Below are 16,773 nucleotides of genomic sequence, written 5' to 3'. Positions count from 1 at the left end.
CGTATTCATTTTGATTTTTATTTAAACCCAAACTAAATTTAGTTTGGGTTTAAAGTTTTCGAGTCGTACTTCTATCGAATAGTCTAACAGGTTCTGTAATTTTTACGCAACTATTATTTTTTCCTTTTATCATTTCAATTAATTTTTCAATCGCGAGATGGCCTAAATTTTCCCCAGAGATGCTGCCAATAGTAGTTAAGTTTATCGAGCTGTGTTGACTAAGATTCACATTATCGATACCTATAATGCTTAAATCATTAGGTACTGATAAATTTCCACGTGTTGCATCATCAATTAAGTTTAAAGCAAGCGAATCAGATCCTGCGCAAATAGCAGTTGGTCGTTGTTCTAAATGTATAAGTTTATCAAAAGATTTAGAAATATCTTCTTTAGTTGTATCAGTGATGTTTATATATTCTATTGGCAAATGAATTTGAAAATCTTGAATTGCTTGCATAAAACCCTGGTATCTATTATTAAATGTACTAACGTTTAAAGGTCCCCCAACCCAAGCAATGTATTTATGACCCTGTTCAATCATATGTTTCGCTGATAGGTAACCAGCTTCAAAGTTATCAATTTCAACAAAGTATTTATTATTTTGATGTTTTCTATTATATGTAATAAATGGGATATTCATTCTGGTGAGTTTTTCGAAAATGGGATCGTCATTTAGAATACAAGATAAAATAATTCCATCAACTTTCTGCTCGAATGCAGTAGTATAAGCTTCGCTCAATTTTTTATCGTTTACAAATTGTACCTGAATTCTGTAATCCATTTCACTTGCATAGTTAACAATAGCAGTAGTTGTATCTACGAAAAATGGATTGTGGAGAGGACCAGATAAAAGAGCAATTGTTCCAGTTTTATTTTGGACAAGGGAGCGGGCATTGGCATTTGGTATGTAGTTTAAATCGTTAATTGCATTCATTACTTTTTCTGTAGTAAGTTTTTTTACCAGTTCAGGAGTATTTAATACACGTGAAACAGTGGCTTGTGAAACCCCTGCAAGTTTTGCAACATCTTTTGATGATACCAAGTTTAGCAACCTCCAAAATTTACTTTTATTTCTTTGACCGGTATTTCCACACGATTAAAGTATATATATTTGATATTATCAATACAAGCCAAATATATATTGAAAAATAAATATTCGGAAAACATTGACAACCTATTAATGTAAAAGTATATTAGTTTTTGAAAGCGCAATCATATTAATGTATACGTATTCATAAAGTGACTTATTGAATTTTTAAAAAACATTAAGTACATTTTATTGATCAGTTAGAAAAATTGGTTAAGGATATTCAAACTTGAAAAGAAGGTGTTTAAAATGAACGAATTGATTCGAGTTGAAATTGAGGATAGGGTGGCAATTATAACAATTGATAATCCTCCAGTAAATGTACTGAGTGGAAACGTTGTTCAAGGTTTATTGAAGGCGTTTAAAAAAGTAGAAGCAGATTCACTTGTAAAAGCAGTAGTTTTAACTGGCGCCGGAGAGAAGGCGTTTATGGCAGGTGCAGATATTAAGGAATTCCCCACTTGGCTTGGTCGTGAGGATATGGTGCAACACGTGAAGCTAAATCATCTACTTTTTAACTATATTGAGAGATTGAGAAAACCCACTATTGCTATGTTAAATGGACTTACACTTGGTGGTGGATGTGAGCTTGCCCTTAGTTGTGATTTAAGGATTGCAGAAGAGAATACGCAAATTGGTTTGCCTGAGATTAATCTTGGCATTTTTCCAGGGGGAGGGGGAACTCAAAGATTGCCAAAGCTAATTGGCATACCTAAGGCAAAGGAATTGATGTTTTTTGGGGGAAGTATCAATGCCAAAGAAGCACTCAATATTGGATTAGTAAACAAAGTGACAAAAACAGGAGAAGGATTATATGCAGCTAAAGAGTGGGCAACAAATCTCTCTGAAAAATCTTTGAACTCAATTAGAAATATAAAAGAAGCAATGGAATATGGATTTGAGCATTCCTTCGATGAAGGTATAGCTAAGGAAACAGAACTATTCTGTAAAACATTTCAACATGAAGACGCATTTGAAGGGATTAAAGCGTTTATTGAGAAGAGAAGTCCGAATTTTAATACAGGTAATAAATAAATTGAAATCAATTTCACAATGAGTATTTTGTAATGAAATTCGAACAAAATTGATTTTTGCTCCAATCAACAAAATCCATTTTGTATCAGCGAATAACCGAGTGTAGAATCACATAAACGTTCGTGTTTTTTATAGACATAAGTAATTATGAAATTGAATTGAATGAATAAATATAAACTTTGTTAGGGGGATGTAAGATGAGTGTTATTATGTTGTTAATTGGGTTGGCAATATTAATATATATGACAGTTAAAGGTATTAATATTATTATCAGTGCTGTAGTAGCAAGTACGTTTGTTGCATTAACTTCTGGTCAAGACATCATTGAAGCAATGACGGGAACGTATATGCAAGGTTTTACCGGTTACTTTGCCACGTATTTCTTGTTGTTCTTGCTTGGAGCAATTTTCGGTAAGGTAATGGCTGAAACTGGAGCTGCTGAAGCAATTGCAGTGTGGGTTATGAAAATCATTGGTCCTAAAGGAGCGGTAATGGCGGTTGTATTAGCGTGTGCAATTATGACTTATGGTGGAGTTTCATTATTCGTTGTAGGTTTTGCTGTTTATCCACTTGCAGTATCTTTATTTAGAAATGCAAATCTACCACGTCGATTTATACCGGCAGCATTAGTTTTTGGATCTGTTACTTTTACAATGTTTTTACCTGGATCTCCTGAAATACAAAATATCATGCCGACAGAGTTTTTTGGTACCACACCTTATTCAGGGTTTTGGATCGGTATGATTGCTTCTCTATTCAACTTTATACTGGGTACTTTCTTCCTTCATTTACTTATTAGAAATGCGGTAAAAAGAGGAGAAAAATTTGAAAAATATGATTCAGACATAGAGACTGATGAAGAAAACAAAAGAAAACTACCAAATATCTATCTTGCACTTTTCCCTGTAATCGTTGTGGTTGCAGGAATGGTTACGTATTCACAATTATTTAATGCCAATACGGCAGCAATCTTAGCTCTATTGGGAGCTATTGTGATAGCGTGTCTGACAATGTTTAAGTTTATCAATGGATTCTGGGATGTGTTAGGCAAAGGGTCAAACGATGCAATTGTTGCAATTTGTAATACAAGTGCTGTTATTGCCTTTGGTAAAGTTGCTGCTTTAACGACTGGCTTTACGCAAATCGTTGAAACAGTCTTAGAAATTCCAGGACCACCACTGTTAAGTATGGCAATTTGTATTAACTTAATTGCAGGTTTAACTGGTTCTGCTTCAGGTGGATTAGGAATCTCTCTTCCAATCCTGTCTCCAATTTATTTGAACATGGGGGTAGATCCAGGTGCATTACACCGTGTATCTGTAATGTCTTCTGATGGTTTGGCATCCTTGCCGCACAATGGCTACATCGTTACAACGATTCGCAACATCAGTCATGAAACCTTTAAGCGGGCTTATCCTGCTGTTGCCTTGATGGCCGTAGTACTCACGATGTGTGCAACTGCCTTGGCCGTAGTTTTATTTACGATTTTCACATAATTAGTAGTTTGATAGACAACAAGATGAGGTGAAATTATGGAAAAAGTATATATTGTATCTGCTCTAAGGACAGCAGTAGGAAGATTTGGAGGAAGCTTGAAGCAATTCAGCTCCGCTGAATTATGTGCAGAAGTTATAAAAGCAACTGTCAAAGATTTGAAAGTTTCACTTGAAAAAATAGATGAAGTCATTATTGGGAACGTCTATCAAGCAGGAGGGAAAGCCAACCCAGCGAGGCAAGCTGCCTTAATGGGGGGGATACCCAACTCCGTACCGGCTATGACGATTAATAAACAATGTGCCTCTGGTATGCGGTCTGTTTCATTAGCTTATCAGCAAATAAAGGCAGGAGAAGCAAATCTAATAGTAGCTGGTGGAACAGAAAGTATGAGTAATGTTCCTTATATTTCAAAGGATAGTCGCTGGGGGAAAAAGCTAGGTGCCATTCAATTGGAGGATAGTATACTTCACGATGGGTTAATATGCTCGATAGAAAATTATCATATGGGAGTAACAGCTGAGAATGTTGCTGAACAGTATAATATTTCTCGTAAAGAACAAGATATATTTGCTTTAAATAGCCAAGTAAAAGCCGCTGCAGCTATTCAAAATGGTGTTTTTGAAAAAGAAATTGTGCCAATTGAGACCATAAAAGAAGTATTCCTCACCGATGAACATCCACGTGCTACATCATTAGAGGCATTAGAAAAGTTACCTGCTGCCTTTAAAGAGAAGGGAAGTGTTTCAGCAGGAAGTGCTTCAGGGTTAAATGATGGAGCTTCGGTTTTACTTATTGCTTCCGAAAGTATGGTCAAAGAATATAATTTAACCCCTCTAGCCGAAATTATTTCCGTTGCCTCTGCTGGAGTCGATCCAAGTGTAATGGGAATAGGACCAGTCCCAGCAACCAAGCTCGCACTAAAAAAAGCAAATCTACGCTTAGAGGATATAGATTTGATAGAACTAAACGAGGCGTTTGCTTCCCAAGCGTTAGCAGTAATAAAAGAGCTAAATCTAAATGAAGAAATCGTTAATGTTAATGGGGGAGCTATCGCTCTTGGACACCCTGTGGGAAGTTCTGGTTCCAGAATCATTGTTTCTTTAGTACATGAATTGATTCGAAGAAATAAAGAATATGGACTTGCAACCCTATGTATTGGTGGGGGACAGGGAGCTACTGTAATTGTAAGAAAATTTTAAATCAAAGATTAGTATATAGAAATGAGGTTATGAAATGGGAAAGAAAGTAATGATAGTTGGCGCAGGACTTATGGGAAGTGGAATAGCACAGGTATTTGCTTTAGCAGGAATTCCAGTAATTTTAACAGATCGTTCAGAGGAAGATTTAACAAGAGGAAAAAATTTTATAACTAAAAGTATTCAATCGATGTTAAAGAGAGAGAGATATACAGTTGATGATGAACAGAGAATTCATAGTTCTATACATTATTCGACAAACATTCAGGATGGAAAAGATGTAGATTTAGTCATTGAAGCCGTTCCTGAAAGATTAGACTTAAAGCAACAGGTGTTTAAACAACTCGATGAACTCGTTCAATCAAATGCTATATTAGCGAGCAACACTTCTTCATTATCTATCGCAGCTATTGGTTCAGTAACAAAGCGACCAGATAAGGTGATCGGAATGCATTTCTTTAGTCCAGTACCAATTATGAAGCTATTGGAAATAATTACTTCGATTGAGACCTCTGAGGAAACACTTTCTCGAGTGAAGGAATATGCAAAAGCAATTAACAAAGAAACGGTTACTGCACAGGATTATCCTGGCTTTATCGTAAACCGTATTCTGCTTCCAATGATGAACGAGGCGGCATTTTTAGTCATGGAAGGCACGGACCCTGAAGAAGTTGACAGAGGAGTAAAGCTTGGAGCAAATCATCCAATCGGTCCTCTACGCCTTGCTGATGAATGTGGCCTTGACACAACCCTCTATGCACTCGAAAGCTTATATGAAGGTTTTGGAGACTCCAAGTACCGTCCCTGTCCATTGCTGAAAAGAATGGTTGAGGCAGGGAAATTGGGAAGAAAATCTGGCAAAGGTTTTTATGATTATAACTAGCTATGGTTATCAAAACAGATCATTTGTTGATTACAGAATGCCATTTGCTGTTGCCCATTATTTGGGAAGGAGATTTAAACATCCACTCTAACAGCCCGTTGATGAAACAGTCTCGTTTTGGAGATGTCATTATGCACGGGGACACAGTGTTTTCCTTAGCAACTGGGTTAGTAGAGAAGCAGGAATCAAGATATACGTATATATATGAGTTTGAGACTTCCTATAAAAGAAGCGTCACTATTGGAGATGAAATTTTTGTTGAATACAAGATTACACGAACAGATGTGAATAATCTACATTTCTCCGTTTATAAAAATGGTAGTGAGCTTGTAATGGATGGTTCTTTACAGTTCTCTTATGGCAATGAGGTGCTAAAGATTTGAACTTTATCAAGCAACCAAATACACCAATCAGCAGAACATTATATGAAACCGACAGATTTCTTTTTCAAAAACTTTTAAATGATGAAACTCCGCAAAAAAATGATTGGATAGATAATCGTCAGGTGGTAATGGTTGCTATTGGAATCCTAAATAGAACACTCGACTTGGATACGTTTTTAGTAGCAGTTGTAGGCCAAAAGTGGAGATTTAACAGGCAAGTTAAGATTGGAGAGTCCCTTTCAGTAGCATACCAAATTCTAGATAATAAAAGCTTTAGTAATAAAAGATTTTTATATGATATAAAGATGGAACTATTTGTAGGTGAAGAAGTGATCGCAGCAGGAATCTGGGAGATTATGTTGAACAGTAAATTATAAAGGAAAGGAGAGAATAAGATGTATCAAACAATAATTGAACCACGTGTTTCTGAAACAGATGGGGTAGGACATATAAATAACACAACGGTGCCGATATGGTTAGAAGGTGGTAGAAATAAGCTCTTCTCCTTGTTCAATCCGGATTTAAGTTTTGAAAACTGGAAAATGATTATTTTAAAAACAACCGTTGAATATAAACAACAAATATATTTTGGAACAGATGTAGTTGTTAAATGCTGGGTGAAACGAATTGGGAACTCTAGTTTAGAACTGTATGAGGAGATTTGGCAGCAAGATAGAATGACTGTTCAAGCAAACACTATTTACGTTAACTATAATGTGCATGAAAACAAAAGCGAGAAAATACCAGATGATATTCGAATAGAATTAGAAAAACATTTGTACGAGGAGGGGTTAAATGAGTAATAAAGTAATTTTTCAAGTAGAAAATCATATAGCTAGAATTAGGTTAAATCGTCCGAATGCCTTGAATGCATTAGATAATGACATGATTGCAGATTTGATAGACTATCTAATAGAAAGTAAGAAAAACGACGAAATTCGAGTTGTCATAATAGAAGGAAATGGAAAGGCATTTTGTGCGGGTGATGATCTCGTTGACATGGGTACAGAGAATAATCCTAATCCCACAGATAAGTTAACGGAGTATTCAGATGGATATCCTGCAGTTGTCCTAACGATGAAAAATTTAGAAAAACCAATTATTATAAAGGCGCAAAAGTATGCTTTAGGAGCAGGTTTTGAAATTGCCTTGGCAGCTGATTTCATAATTGCATCAACAGATACTAAATTCGGTCTCCCGTTTGTTCTAAGAGGAATTTCTGCAGGTACATATCTTCTTCAAAAACGAATTGGATATCACCGTGCAGCAAGATACCTGTTCTTAGGAGAAATGTTCGGAACAGAAGAGGCGTTTAATTGGGGCTTACTTTATAAACAAGTAGAGCTGGAAGCATTAGATCAGGAAGTAGAAAAGTTAGCAGGGCATTTATCAATGAGTGCTACCCGCGCCATAGGCTTAATGAAGAAAGCAATGCATACTAGTGAGTGTATGGCTATAGAAGAAGCCTTCCAAGTACAGACGTATTCGACCTTAGCTTCCTTCTATACAGAGGATTATGCAGAAGGGAAGCAAGCTTTTATCGACAAAAGAGAGTCTAATTTTAAAGGGAAGTGAGGAATTCAGAATGCAACTAACATTACAAAATCAACCAATCCATTCTTACATTGAACAACATGCAAAATTAAGTTCCGAGAAAACAGCTATTAATTTCTATGGGCAAGAGATTTCGTATGGAGAGTTATGGGATTCGATAAATCGAATGTCTAATTTTCTTGTTGATCATGGGGTGAAAAAAGGTGATACAGTGGCACTTTTCCTTCAAAACTGTCCTCAATATGTGATAGCCTTTTTTGCAACACAGAAAATAGGGGCAATTGTTGGACCATGTAATCCGATGTTCAAAGAATGGGAACTAAAATACCAATTAAATGACTTAAATGCAAAAGTCCTTATTACAACTCCTGATCTATTTGAAGTTTATGAAAAAATCCAAGATGAAACGAATGTACAAAGTGAAATAACAACTAGTTATCGTGATTATTTGCCTGAATCTCCTTATCCAGATTTTCCAGAGAAGATAATAGAAAAACAATTTGATAACGTGCTGGATTGGTCTTCAATTTTAAAAGATGATAAGTATGATTATGAAAGTAACGTAGATATTAATATGAATGAAGATGTAAGCTTAATTATTTATACTTCTGGTACGACTGGTTCTCCAAAAGGGGCGATGCTCACTTTTACAAACTCAGAGTTTCAAGCAACTTGTGTTGCAAAGAATTTTGGTTTTACAAAGGATGATACATACATTGCAGCCATGCCAATCTTTCATATTGCTGGAAAACTTGTAAGCTTATTTAGTGCAATGGTTGTTGGAGCTGATATAGTGTTACTTACTCGATTTGAGTCAAAAGGTATGCTCCAAGCATTTGAACGTTACAAAGCAACTGTTTTATACACGACCACGCCAATGAATATACAAATGATGAGAGAAGAGTTGATTCATCAAATTGACTTTAGTCATTTGAAGATTAATATTGTAACAAGTTTTGGCATTCAAATATCACAAGAGATTTCAGATGATTGGGAGCGAATAACTGGGAAGCCTTTAATGGAGTTTGCCTATGGGATGAGTGAAACCCATACAGGAAACGCTATGACTCCACCTAAGGAAATAAAATATGGAAGTGTTGGTAAACCAACCTTTGATACAGAGGTCAAAATAGTTCAATTTGATAATTATGATGAAGAAATGCCAGTTGGTGAGCAAGGAATGATTCTTGTAAAAGGGCCGAGTGTATTTAAAGGTTACAAAGGAAGAGTAGAAGAGACAAAGGAATCATTTCATCGTGATTATTTCATTACTGGTGATATAGGAATGTTTGATGAAGATGGTTTTTTATATTTCTTAGGCAGGGTTAAAGAAATGATTAAATGCTCGGGATATAGTGTTTATCCAGAAGAAGTAGAAAAAATGCTATCAAAGCATGGGAAAATTAACCAAGTAGCTGTAATAGGCGTACCGGATCCAGTAAGAGGAGAATCTGTAAAGGCTTTTGTTGTCTTGGAAGAGGGTATGAAAGTATCAGAATTGGAAATTATTGAATGGGCAAGAGATAAAATGTCTGCTTATAAATATCCCCGTGAAATTGAGTTCCTAGATGAACTTCCTAAAACAAGTTCCGGTAAAGTGTTAAGACGTCTGTTAAAAGAGAAAGTAGTATAATTTAAGATATTCTGTGCAACATTTATCTGTTTAATAGAAAAACCGCTTGATGGTTCCCCATCAAGCGGTAAGCTAGTATTATTTTATTAATCGTCATAACGATCGTCGTCATCATCATCATTATCAAGTTCATACTCAAGGATTTTACCTGTGCTTGCATCGATTGTGAACTCTGCTTCTCCTTTTGCCGTGTGAAGCTCTATTTCATATTCATATCGGCCATCATCTGAATCTAATTCGATCTTTACTAATGTACCTTGGATTTGTTTTTGAGCAATTTCAATTGCTTTTGCTTCTGTAATAAGTTTAGAATTTGAAACTACTTTATCAAGATCATCATCATCGTCGTGGTTATCGTTATCTTCTCTTACATTCAATACTTTTGCATTATAGGCATCTACTCGTACTTCATATTCTTTTAATTTCTCTCCGTCTATATCTACTTCATAAAATGTTTTTCCGTTATTTTTTTCAAGTTCTATACTTTCAATTGTACCTTTAGCTTCTTTCAATGCTACTTCTTTAGCTTTTTCAACACCAATTAATTTTTCACTTTGAGTTTTACTTAGGTTAACATTGTCATCTGCCAAAGCATTAATCCCAATTCCTCCGCTAATCACAAGTGCAGCTGCTAATGTACCAATTACTAATTTTTTCATTTTTTCTCCTCCTATGTTTTGTTTGCCTTACATGTATTAATATATACTGCTAAAAAGAAAGGACGGGGAGGGAAAGGTTAAAATTTGGATAGAATTTAAAATTATACCCAAAGAAATATTGGATAAAATTCCCCTTCCGCAAGTATTCGCCAATTAAGAGCAAGTAAATGAAGCTAGAGAACAAGTAAAATAAGTTGAACGCCAGTAACCAGTAGTAAGCAGCAAGTATACAAGAAATGAACGCAAGTAATCAGAAAATGAACCCTCATTTTCTCCTGCGCAAAGCTCGTCGCTATAAAATTATCCTCAGCAGTACAATAACCAAAAAAGAAAGGTTGGTGTGGCCTTAGCCACTACCAACCTTATTTCGGACTTCTTAGTTTTCCCAATTTATCGATTTCACCGTACCAGTATATGCATCAACTTGGACAACGGCTTCACGATCGTCTTCTCCATTTTCAATCTCTACCTCCACCAAGTAGTATGGTGTTTGGCCAGAAGGTTGATGAAGTTCTGCATCATCATCAGCAACTCCTTTTAAATGTTCTGCTGCAATAATGAGTGCCTCTTCTTCTGAAAGAAGAACGCTCTTTGGTGATATAGGAGTTTCTATTGGAGCTTGAGTCGAGTCTATTATAGAACCATCATATGGGTCTACTTTTAAAGTGATTTCTACATTTTCCTTATGCACAACGGCTTCATAGTAAGAGGTGTCTGCATTTGCAAAATGAATGGATTGAAGCTCCCCTTGTGTAGCGATTTCTTTTTTTATCTGAGCTTCAGTAAGTACGTCAACAGAAGGGGACAATTCCTCAGTCATTACTTGTTTTAGGGAAAGAATATTTCCGTTGTTGGTATCCATCCTAATAGCGTAAACTCCACTCTCCATTTGTATTTCTATCTCATACTCGTTATCGGTTTTAGCTGTATGAATGATTTCACCTGGGTATTTTGTAAGTGCAGTTGCCTTTAACTCCTCCTCTGTAAGAGTCTTTGTTGAAAAAGAAGATAGCGATAGCACACCAAATACTAACAAAACCAATAGTATAATTCCTCCGGTTATCCAAAGGACCTTACTTTTCTTCATCGTATGTCACCTCATGGTTCAGTTTGTTAGCTATAGTATATAACGCGAAAGTAAGAATTTGGGGAGAGCGACTATTTTTCTTTTGGCATGAAAAGCGTAACAATTGTTCCTTGGTTTTCTTTACTATTTATTTCAATTCGTGCACCGAGTGCATCAGCAATATCTTTTGCCATAGTTAAACCGAGACCTGATCCACCTTGCTTACGACTTCTTGCCTGATCCACTCGATAAAATCGATCAAATACTTTCGGCAAATCCTCTTTTGGAATGCCAACTCCTCTATCCTCAATTTGGATAGTCGATTCTTTTTCTACCTGGCCAACGTGAACAGTAATAGGACCTTCACTATACTTACGTGCATTATCTAAAAAGATAAAAAGTAATTGCTTTAGCTTTTGAATGTCTGTATAGCCAATTATTTGGTAGCTACCTTCGATATTTATATCTCGTTGGTAAGTAGTTTGAAAAGCGTTTACTGTTTCCTGGACAAGCCGGGTAATATTAACCTGCTCCTTTTGAATATTCCATTGCTCATGCCTTGCAATGGACAATAACTGCTCTGTCATTTCTCGCATTCGTATAGCTTCGGAGTGGATTGCATCAATAGATTCCTCAAATAAGTCGGGTCGCTCGAGACCTCGACGCTTCAGTAAATCTGCATAATTTTCAATAATAGTTAGAGGAGTTCGAAGCTCATGTGATGCATTAGAGACAAATTGCTCCTGCTTTTCATAGTTCGTTTGAAGCAACGTCATCATATGATTGAACGTTTCGCCCATTTCGACTAGCTCTCCTTCGGTAGTATCCTCTAACTTCAATTGTTTAAAATGACCGCTTTTTTGAATATCCTTCATCGTATTAATCATTGTACGAATTGGTTGGATGATTAAATTGCTTAGAATTCGACTAGAAACAAAAGTTGGTATCATAGCAATCACCGTTATAAATATTAAAACGATTGCTAATAAATGAATCATATCGGTTGTAGATTCAATGCTAGTAGTCAACTGTAAATTCACGACAGTTCCATCACTCCATACAATAGGAAAGGATACGAATACATAGGGAGTTCCATCATGCGATATCAATTCGCTAAACTCACCCGGATAAAAACTACTCTTCCTTGCTCGTAGTTTTTCTGCCGAAGTAGAAGTGGTTTTCCCATCACTTGTCAAATCCTCTTTCAAAATTTGTATCATGCCGTCCACGGGGACGAAAGCAAGTATTAGCTCATTAGGGGCAATACCATCTACGGCATTTCCTATTTCTATGGAAACTTTTTCTGCCTCTGCCTGTGCACGCTCCAACTCATTTTCTTTCATCAGATGACTGAATACAAAATAGATGGAGGCGTTCATGCATATGAGCAGCACGATAAATAAAACAGACGTATATAAATTTATTTTACTGCGTAGCTTCATGTGGCATCCTTCAGGACATATCCTACGCCTCTCACTGTATGAATAAGTGCAGTATCAAAATCTGCGTCAATTTTTTTGCGCAAATACCTGATATATACATCAACGATTTTAGTATCTCCGTAGTAGTCATAGCCCCAAACAGCTTCCAGAATTTGTCCACGGTCTAGAACTTGTCGTTTGTTTTTCAATAAATATAAAAGTAAATCATATTCCTTCGGAGTCAAACTGACATCTAGATCACTTCTAACAACTTCTCTTGTTTTGTCATTCACTCGTAAGTCACTGAACTGAAGCCACTCCTCATCAATGGAACTTGAAGGGATGGTTGCTTGACTCATCCTTAGCACTGCACGAATTCTAGCAAGCAATTCTTCCATTCTGAAAGGTTTGGTTATGTAGTCATTGGCACCAAGGTCAAGACCGGAAACTTTGTCTTCAATAGAATCCTTGGCGGTCAATAATATAATTGGAACCGCAGAATTTTTCCCTCGAATGCGTCGAAGTAATTCAATTCCACTCATACCTGGAAGCATTATATCTAGTAAGATTAAATCCCATTTTTGTGAAAGGAACATTTCAAAAGCATCAATTCCATCTAATGCCTTGCCAGTTTCATATCCTTCATATTCTAATTCAATTTCAAGTAGCCTTACTATTTTTTCTTCATCTTCTACAATTAGAATAGATTCTTTAGACAAATTATTCACACCTTTCGAATCTTTTAGTGGCTTCATTATATCAATAATTAATGACCGAGGAGTAAGAGATAGATTAGGTTTAATAAAGGAATCGGAAAAACATTAGTAAATTAGATGAAATAAGGTAAACCTATTGTAATCATTTAAGCTTGAAAAGTTCGAATAGCCTTTCATTTAAAATTGTAATGAATGAATTTGTTTCCTATTCTTCATTTTCAATAATATTCCAGATTTATCACCTAAAACAGTTATTGTAGTTTGTTTTGCATTATGTGGATTTGCCAATTTGAGTTCTATGGCTATTTTACTCGGTGGTCTGGGGGCAGTGGCGCCAAACCGTCGTTCAGTTACTGCTCGTTTAGGACTTCGTGCAGTAGCAGCAGGAACACTTGCTTCACTATTAAGAGAATCTATAGCTGGAATGTTCATATAGGGATAACTTCTTCACTTTCTATAATCGCGTTTAATTGCTTAGTTTTAGGGAATCTATAACTAAGTGAGTTTATGAAAGTGAGGAGATCTATTTTGCAAATGTCGTCCTATGAAGAATGTATTAAAGCGTGCCAAGAGTGTTTGGAGGCATGTAATAATTGTTTCCAAGCCTGTCTAAATGAAGAGCATGTGAAAATGATGGCAGGCTGTATTAGGCTAGACCGAGAATGTGCTGATATTTGTAGTTATGCTGTACAAGCGATGACTCGTAATAGTCCATTCGTTAAAGAGATTTGTGATTTATGTGCCAGAATCTGTGAGGATTGTGCAGAAGAATGTGCAAAACACGACCATGAACATTGTAAGCGCTGTGCAGAGGCTTGCCGTAAATGTGCTGAAGCTTGTCGTCAAATGAATGCATAACTAAATAATTAGCAAACCCCATCCAATTCGAGTGGATGGGGTTTTATATATTTTGGTACTGTCTGTTCCAACTATTTGTATTACTAAGTTTTAATAAGATGCAATAGGGAAAAGATGATGAGGAAAGTTTTAGAGGGAAAGGATGTATGAACATGACTAAAAGTATTCCTCGTGAAGAAGGGTTAGACCATAGTCTGAGTTTGTTAAGAGAAGGTTATATGTACATTCCGAATAGAAAGAAGAGCTTTGCCTCCAACGTATTCGAAACTCGTTTATTAGGACAAAGCGCAATATGTATGAGTGGAGAAAAAGCAGCAGAATTGTTTTATGATGAAGAGAAATTCATGCGAAATGGAGTAGCGCCTAAACGTTTGCAAAAGACATTGTTTGGTGAGGAAGGTGTACAAACATTAGATGATGAGGCACATCGCCACCGTAAGTCGATGTTTATGTCATTAATGACGAAGAATAGCCTAGAAGCTTTACATGAAATTACAAAAACGCAATGGCAATTTGCTGCAAAGAAGTGGGAGCAGATGGAGCAGATCATTTTGTATGATGAGACAAAAGAAATCATGTGTAGAATTGCATGTGAGTGGGGAGGAGTTCCGATTAAGGAAGAGGAAGTAAAAGAACGAGCGGAGCAGCTAGCAGCTTTGTTTGAATCTCCAACCGCTCTTGGACCCCAGCATTGGAAAGGAAGACATGCACGTAAGCAGGTTGAGCATTGGATAGGGGGCTTGGTTAATCAGGTTAGGGAAGGGAATCTGACCCCACCTGAAGGTACTGCGTTACGTGAAATCTCTTTGCACAAAGATTTGGAAGGTAAGTGGTTAGAGGAAGAAATAGCTGCTGTTGAAGTGGTAAATATTATAAGGCCTATTGTAGCGATTGCTATTTATATTAATTTTACTGCATTAGCAATTCATCATTATCCTGAGCAAAAAGAAAAACTCGAGACTGCAGATGCGAAGTATTTCCAAATGTTTGTTCAAGAAGTACGGCGTTTCTATCCTTTCTTTCCAATGGCTGCAGCTAAAGTAAGAAAAGATTTTACTTGGGAGGGTTATTCATTTAAGAAAGGAACGTTGACGCTACTTGATTTGTATGGAACAAATCATGATGCGGAATTGTGGGATAACCCAGATCTATTTAATCCATATAGGTTCTCTGGGTGGAATAATAGTCCATTCGATTTCATCCCGCAGGGTGGGGGAGATTATATGATGGGTCACCGTTGTGCAGGGGAATTTGTGACCATTGAAATAATGGAAGTATCGCTCAAGTTTTTAGTAAATCACCTAATATATCAGCTTCCAGAGCAAGACTTGAGTTATAGTTTGGTTAGTATGCCAAGTATCCCGAAGAGTGGGATAATCTTAACGGATATCAAAAAAATAATGTAATATAAACGGTAAAAAAAGGCTGGATGTAACGGTAAAATCTGTTGCGACCAGCCTAAAAGTTAATCGATAATGATACACTGTTAGATAATAGGGTAATACTGTTCATATCTTGGATTATAGAAAAAAGGGGGACGTATCCCAATTTTAGGTAGCAAAAATGGGCTAGAATTGGAGTTATACAAAACCTTAACCTGTTCCTTAGAATGATTGATTAATAGTATTTCTACTTGTCTATTGAGTGCTAAATTATGCATGATGTAACCTCCCAGTAATTTTAATGCTTACTTAATCTATTCGGCATGTTATACAATGGGAACGTCCTAAGATCATTCATAAATATTCACCTTAGTTGTAAGAGGGACATATGATAATTCGACTAATACATTTAGGAGGATTACGATTACGATGCCCTACAATAATGAAATCTATCCAATGTATCCGAACTATGGGAAAATTACGAGATATGAAGATGTTCCGATCACTGTGCCAGAACAACGTCAACTAAGACAACCAGGTGTAGAAGGTTTGATGAATCCACGTCCAATTATTGAAAACCCGAATTACGAAGGAAGTAACAAACTAAAAGGAAAAGTTGCACTCATTACAGGTGGTGATAGTGGGATAGGAGCTGCAGCAGCTATTGCCTTTGCGAAAGAAGGGGCAAATATAGCAATTTCTTACTTAGATGAACATGATGATGCAAGCCGTACAAAGAAAAGAGTAGAAGAACTTGGGCAACGTTGTTTATTACTTGCTGGAGATTTGCGAGAAAAAAAGCAATGTGCCGATATAGTGGAAGCGACAATCCAAGTATTCGGGCAGCTTGATATTCTTTGTAATCACGTTGGAATTCAGTTTCAACAACTAAGTTTACTTGATATCACTGATGAGCAATTCGACGATACGTTTAAAGTAAATATCTATTCTCATTTCTATACAACGCGTGCTGCACTACCGCATTTAAAAGCTGGTAGTTCCATTATTAATACCTCCTCCGTTGTTGCATTTGATGGCAATGAACAACTAATTGATTATACTGCAACAAAAGGTGCAATTATCGGTTTTACACGTGCACTTGCCAATAGTTTGGTTAGTAAAGGTATTCGGGTAAATGCTATAGCACCTGGAAGGATATGGACACCACTAATACCGGCAAGTTTTTCAGCGGATGAAGTTACGCAAGCAGGCAATCCTATGCAACGTCAAGGTCAACCTTTTGAGGTAGCTCCAACGTTTGTGTATCTAGCTTCAGATGATTCCCGTTTTGTGACTGGACAGACACTTCATGTAAACGGTGGTCAATTTACTTCATCGTAGATCTAAGTAATTAACAAAACTGTTACCCTCTTCGATAAGAATATGAATAGAAGCTGAACCCT

The 16,773-nt window shown here is 36.5% G+C and carries 18 protein-coding genes and 1 pseudogene; 13 read left to right on the top strand and 6 right to left on the bottom strand.

Annotated features, from left to right (window positions below; all coding sequences use genetic code 11):
• Positions 1 to 49: 49 nt before the first annotated feature.
• The gene (locus MKY37_RS08200) at positions 50 to 1,042 is read right to left on the bottom strand and encodes a LacI family DNA-binding transcriptional regulator (RefSeq protein WP_340775812.1); all 993 of its coding nucleotides are present in this window, start codon (positions 1,040 to 1,042) and stop codon (positions 50 to 52) included.
• 294 nt (positions 1,043 to 1,336) lie between these two features.
• Between MKY37_RS08200 and MKY37_RS08195 the strand changes: the two genes are divergently transcribed.
• The 9 genes from MKY37_RS08195 to MKY37_RS08155 all read left to right on the top strand — a co-directional run bounded on the left by MKY37_RS08195 (position 1,337) and on the right by MKY37_RS08155 (position 9,268).
• The gene (locus tag MKY37_RS08195; protein WP_340775810.1) at positions 1,337 to 2,122 is read left to right on the top strand and encodes an enoyl-CoA hydratase/isomerase family protein; all 786 of its coding nucleotides are present in this window, start codon (positions 1,337 to 1,339) and stop codon (positions 2,120 to 2,122) included.
• A gap of 197 nt (positions 2,123 to 2,319) precedes the next feature.
• The gene (locus MKY37_RS08190; protein WP_340775808.1) at positions 2,320 to 3,618 is read left to right on the top strand and encodes a GntP family permease; all 1,299 of its coding nucleotides are present in this window, start codon (positions 2,320 to 2,322) and stop codon (positions 3,616 to 3,618) included.
• A 36-nt stretch (positions 3,619 to 3,654) separates the two neighbouring features.
• Complete coding sequence (locus tag MKY37_RS08185) at positions 3,655 to 4,818, top strand: acetyl-CoA C-acetyltransferase (RefSeq protein WP_340775806.1); 1,164 nt, start codon at positions 3,655 to 3,657, stop codon at positions 4,816 to 4,818.
• Between the two features lie 34 nt (positions 4,819 to 4,852).
• Positions 4,853 to 5,698: a 3-hydroxyacyl-CoA dehydrogenase family protein gene (locus MKY37_RS08180; RefSeq protein WP_340775804.1), complete on the top strand. Its 846-nt coding sequence runs from the start codon at positions 4,853 to 4,855 to the stop codon at positions 5,696 to 5,698.
• A 2-nt stretch (positions 5,699 to 5,700) separates the two neighbouring features.
• Positions 5,701 to 6,081 carry a MaoC/PaaZ C-terminal domain-containing protein gene (locus tag MKY37_RS08175; protein WP_340775802.1) on the top strand — a complete coding sequence of 127 codons (381 nt, stop codon included), beginning with the start codon at positions 5,701 to 5,703 and terminating at the stop codon, positions 6,079 to 6,081.
• Positions 6,078 to 6,458 carry a hypothetical protein gene (locus MKY37_RS08170; RefSeq protein ID WP_340775799.1) on the top strand — a complete coding sequence of 127 codons (381 nt, stop codon included), beginning with the start codon at positions 6,078 to 6,080 and terminating at the stop codon, positions 6,456 to 6,458. Before MKY37_RS08175 ends, MKY37_RS08170 begins: the two co-directional genes overlap by 4 nt.
• An 18-nt stretch (positions 6,459 to 6,476) precedes the next feature.
• Positions 6,477 to 6,884, top strand: a complete 408-nt coding sequence (locus MKY37_RS08165) for an acyl-CoA thioesterase (protein ID WP_340775797.1) — start codon at positions 6,477 to 6,479, stop codon at positions 6,882 to 6,884.
• On the top strand, positions 6,877 to 7,656 hold the full coding sequence (locus MKY37_RS08160) for an enoyl-CoA hydratase/isomerase family protein (protein WP_340775796.1): 780 nt from the start codon (positions 6,877 to 6,879) through the stop codon (positions 7,654 to 7,656). Before MKY37_RS08165 ends, MKY37_RS08160 begins: the two co-directional genes overlap by 8 nt.
• Before the next feature lie 10 nt (positions 7,657 to 7,666).
• Positions 7,667 to 9,268 carry a class I adenylate-forming enzyme family protein gene (locus tag MKY37_RS08155; RefSeq protein WP_340775792.1) on the top strand — a complete coding sequence of 534 codons (1,602 nt, stop codon included), beginning with the start codon at positions 7,667 to 7,669 and terminating at the stop codon, positions 9,266 to 9,268.
• 86 nt (positions 9,269 to 9,354) lie between these two features.
• Here MKY37_RS08155 and MKY37_RS08150 read toward each other — a convergent pair whose 3' ends face one another.
• The 4 genes from MKY37_RS08150 to MKY37_RS08135 all read right to left on the bottom strand — a co-directional run bounded on the left by MKY37_RS08150 (position 9,355) and on the right by MKY37_RS08135 (position 13,169).
• Entirely contained in the window at positions 9,355 to 9,927 is a 573-nt protein-coding gene (locus MKY37_RS08150; RefSeq protein WP_340775788.1) for a PepSY domain-containing protein, read from the bottom strand.
• Positions 9,928 to 10,303: 376 nt separating this feature from the next.
• The gene (locus MKY37_RS08145; protein WP_340775785.1) at positions 10,304 to 11,014 is read right to left on the bottom strand and encodes a PepSY domain-containing protein; all 711 of its coding nucleotides are present in this window, start codon (positions 11,012 to 11,014) and stop codon (positions 10,304 to 10,306) included.
• A 71-nt stretch (positions 11,015 to 11,085) separates the two neighbouring features.
• Complete coding sequence (locus MKY37_RS08140; RefSeq protein WP_340775782.1) at positions 11,086 to 12,435, bottom strand: sensor histidine kinase; 1,350 nt, start codon at positions 12,433 to 12,435, stop codon at positions 11,086 to 11,088.
• Positions 12,432 to 13,169: a response regulator transcription factor gene (locus MKY37_RS08135; protein ID WP_340775779.1), complete on the bottom strand. Its 738-nt coding sequence runs from the start codon at positions 13,167 to 13,169 to the stop codon at positions 12,432 to 12,434. The genes MKY37_RS08140 and MKY37_RS08135 overlap by 4 nt, the downstream gene beginning before the upstream one ends.
• A gap of 140 nt (positions 13,170 to 13,309) precedes the next feature.
• On the opposite strand from MKY37_RS08135, the pseudogene MKY37_RS08130 reads away from it, so the two are divergent.
• The 3 genes and pseudogenes from MKY37_RS08130 to MKY37_RS08120 form a co-directional block, all read left to right on the top strand.
• Positions 13,310 to 13,566, top strand: a pseudogene (locus tag MKY37_RS08130) (nucleoside transporter C-terminal domain-containing protein); the annotation flags it as partial.
• 98 nt (positions 13,567 to 13,664) lie between these two features.
• Positions 13,665 to 13,988: a four-helix bundle copper-binding protein gene (locus tag MKY37_RS08125; protein WP_340779871.1), complete on the top strand. Its 324-nt coding sequence runs from the start codon at positions 13,665 to 13,667 to the stop codon at positions 13,986 to 13,988.
• A 146-nt stretch (positions 13,989 to 14,134) separates the two neighbouring features.
• Entirely contained in the window at positions 14,135 to 15,394 is a 1,260-nt protein-coding gene (locus tag MKY37_RS08120; protein WP_340775778.1) for a cytochrome P450, read from the top strand.
• A gap of 80 nt (positions 15,395 to 15,474) precedes the next feature.
• On the opposite strand, the gene MKY37_RS08115 is transcribed toward MKY37_RS08120, so the two are convergent.
• Positions 15,475 to 15,648, bottom strand: a complete 174-nt coding sequence (locus MKY37_RS08115; protein WP_340775774.1) for a hypothetical protein — start codon at positions 15,646 to 15,648, stop codon at positions 15,475 to 15,477.
• 151 nt (positions 15,649 to 15,799) lie between these two features.
• On the opposite strand from MKY37_RS08115, the gene MKY37_RS08110 reads away from it, so the two are divergent.
• Positions 15,800 to 16,711, top strand: coding sequence for an SDR family oxidoreductase (locus MKY37_RS08110; RefSeq protein ID WP_340775772.1), 912 nt, complete (start codon positions 15,800 to 15,802; stop codon positions 16,709 to 16,711).
• The last annotated feature ends 62 nt before the right edge of the window (positions 16,712 to 16,773 follow it).

Source organism: Psychrobacillus sp. FSL K6-2836, from assembly GCF_038003085.1.
Taxonomy (GTDB): domain Bacteria; phylum Bacillota; class Bacilli; order Bacillales_A; family Planococcaceae; genus Psychrobacillus.
This window is presented reverse-complemented; position numbering and strand designations above follow the sequence as displayed.

Bases quoted from the DNA above. Each gene is read 5' to 3' on its own strand.
- MKY37_RS08135 (WP_340775779.1), bottom strand. From the start codon at position 13,169: ATGAAGCCACTAAAAGATTCGAAAGGTGTGAATAATTTGTCTAAAGAA.
- MKY37_RS08110 (WP_340775772.1), top strand. From the start codon at position 15,800: ATGCCCTACAATAATGAAATCTATCCAATGTATCCGAACTATGGGAAA.
- MKY37_RS08160 (WP_340775796.1), top strand. From the start codon at position 6,877: ATGAGTAATAAAGTAATTTTTCAAGTAGAAAATCATATAGCTAGAATT.
- MKY37_RS08175 (WP_340775802.1), top strand. From the start codon at position 5,701: ATGGTTATCAAAACAGATCATTTGTTGATTACAGAATGCCATTTGCTG.
- MKY37_RS08150 (WP_340775788.1), bottom strand. From the start codon at position 9,927: ATGAAAAAATTAGTAATTGGTACATTAGCAGCTGCACTTGTGATTAGC.
- MKY37_RS08120 (WP_340775778.1), top strand. From the start codon at position 14,135: ATGAACATGACTAAAAGTATTCCTCGTGAAGAAGGGTTAGACCATAGT.
- MKY37_RS08195 (WP_340775810.1), top strand. From the start codon at position 1,337: ATGAACGAATTGATTCGAGTTGAAATTGAGGATAGGGTGGCAATTATA.
- MKY37_RS08190 (WP_340775808.1), top strand. From the start codon at position 2,320: ATGAGTGTTATTATGTTGTTAATTGGGTTGGCAATATTAATATATATG.
- MKY37_RS08155 (WP_340775792.1), top strand. From the start codon at position 7,667: ATGCAACTAACATTACAAAATCAACCAATCCATTCTTACATTGAACAA.
- MKY37_RS08140 (WP_340775782.1), bottom strand. From the start codon at position 12,435: ATGAAGCTACGCAGTAAAATAAATTTATATACGTCTGTTTTATTTATC.
- MKY37_RS08115 (WP_340775774.1), bottom strand. From the start codon at position 15,648: ATGCATAATTTAGCACTCAATAGACAAGTAGAAATACTATTAATCAAT.
- MKY37_RS08185 (WP_340775806.1), top strand. From the start codon at position 3,655: ATGGAAAAAGTATATATTGTATCTGCTCTAAGGACAGCAGTAGGAAGA.
- MKY37_RS08125 (WP_340779871.1), top strand. From the start codon at position 13,665: ATGTCGTCCTATGAAGAATGTATTAAAGCGTGCCAAGAGTGTTTGGAG.
- MKY37_RS08145 (WP_340775785.1), bottom strand. From the start codon at position 11,014: ATGAAGAAAAGTAAGGTCCTTTGGATAACCGGAGGAATTATACTATTG.
- MKY37_RS08180 (WP_340775804.1), top strand. From the start codon at position 4,853: ATGGGAAAGAAAGTAATGATAGTTGGCGCAGGACTTATGGGAAGTGGA.
- MKY37_RS08165 (WP_340775797.1), top strand. From the start codon at position 6,477: ATGTATCAAACAATAATTGAACCACGTGTTTCTGAAACAGATGGGGTA.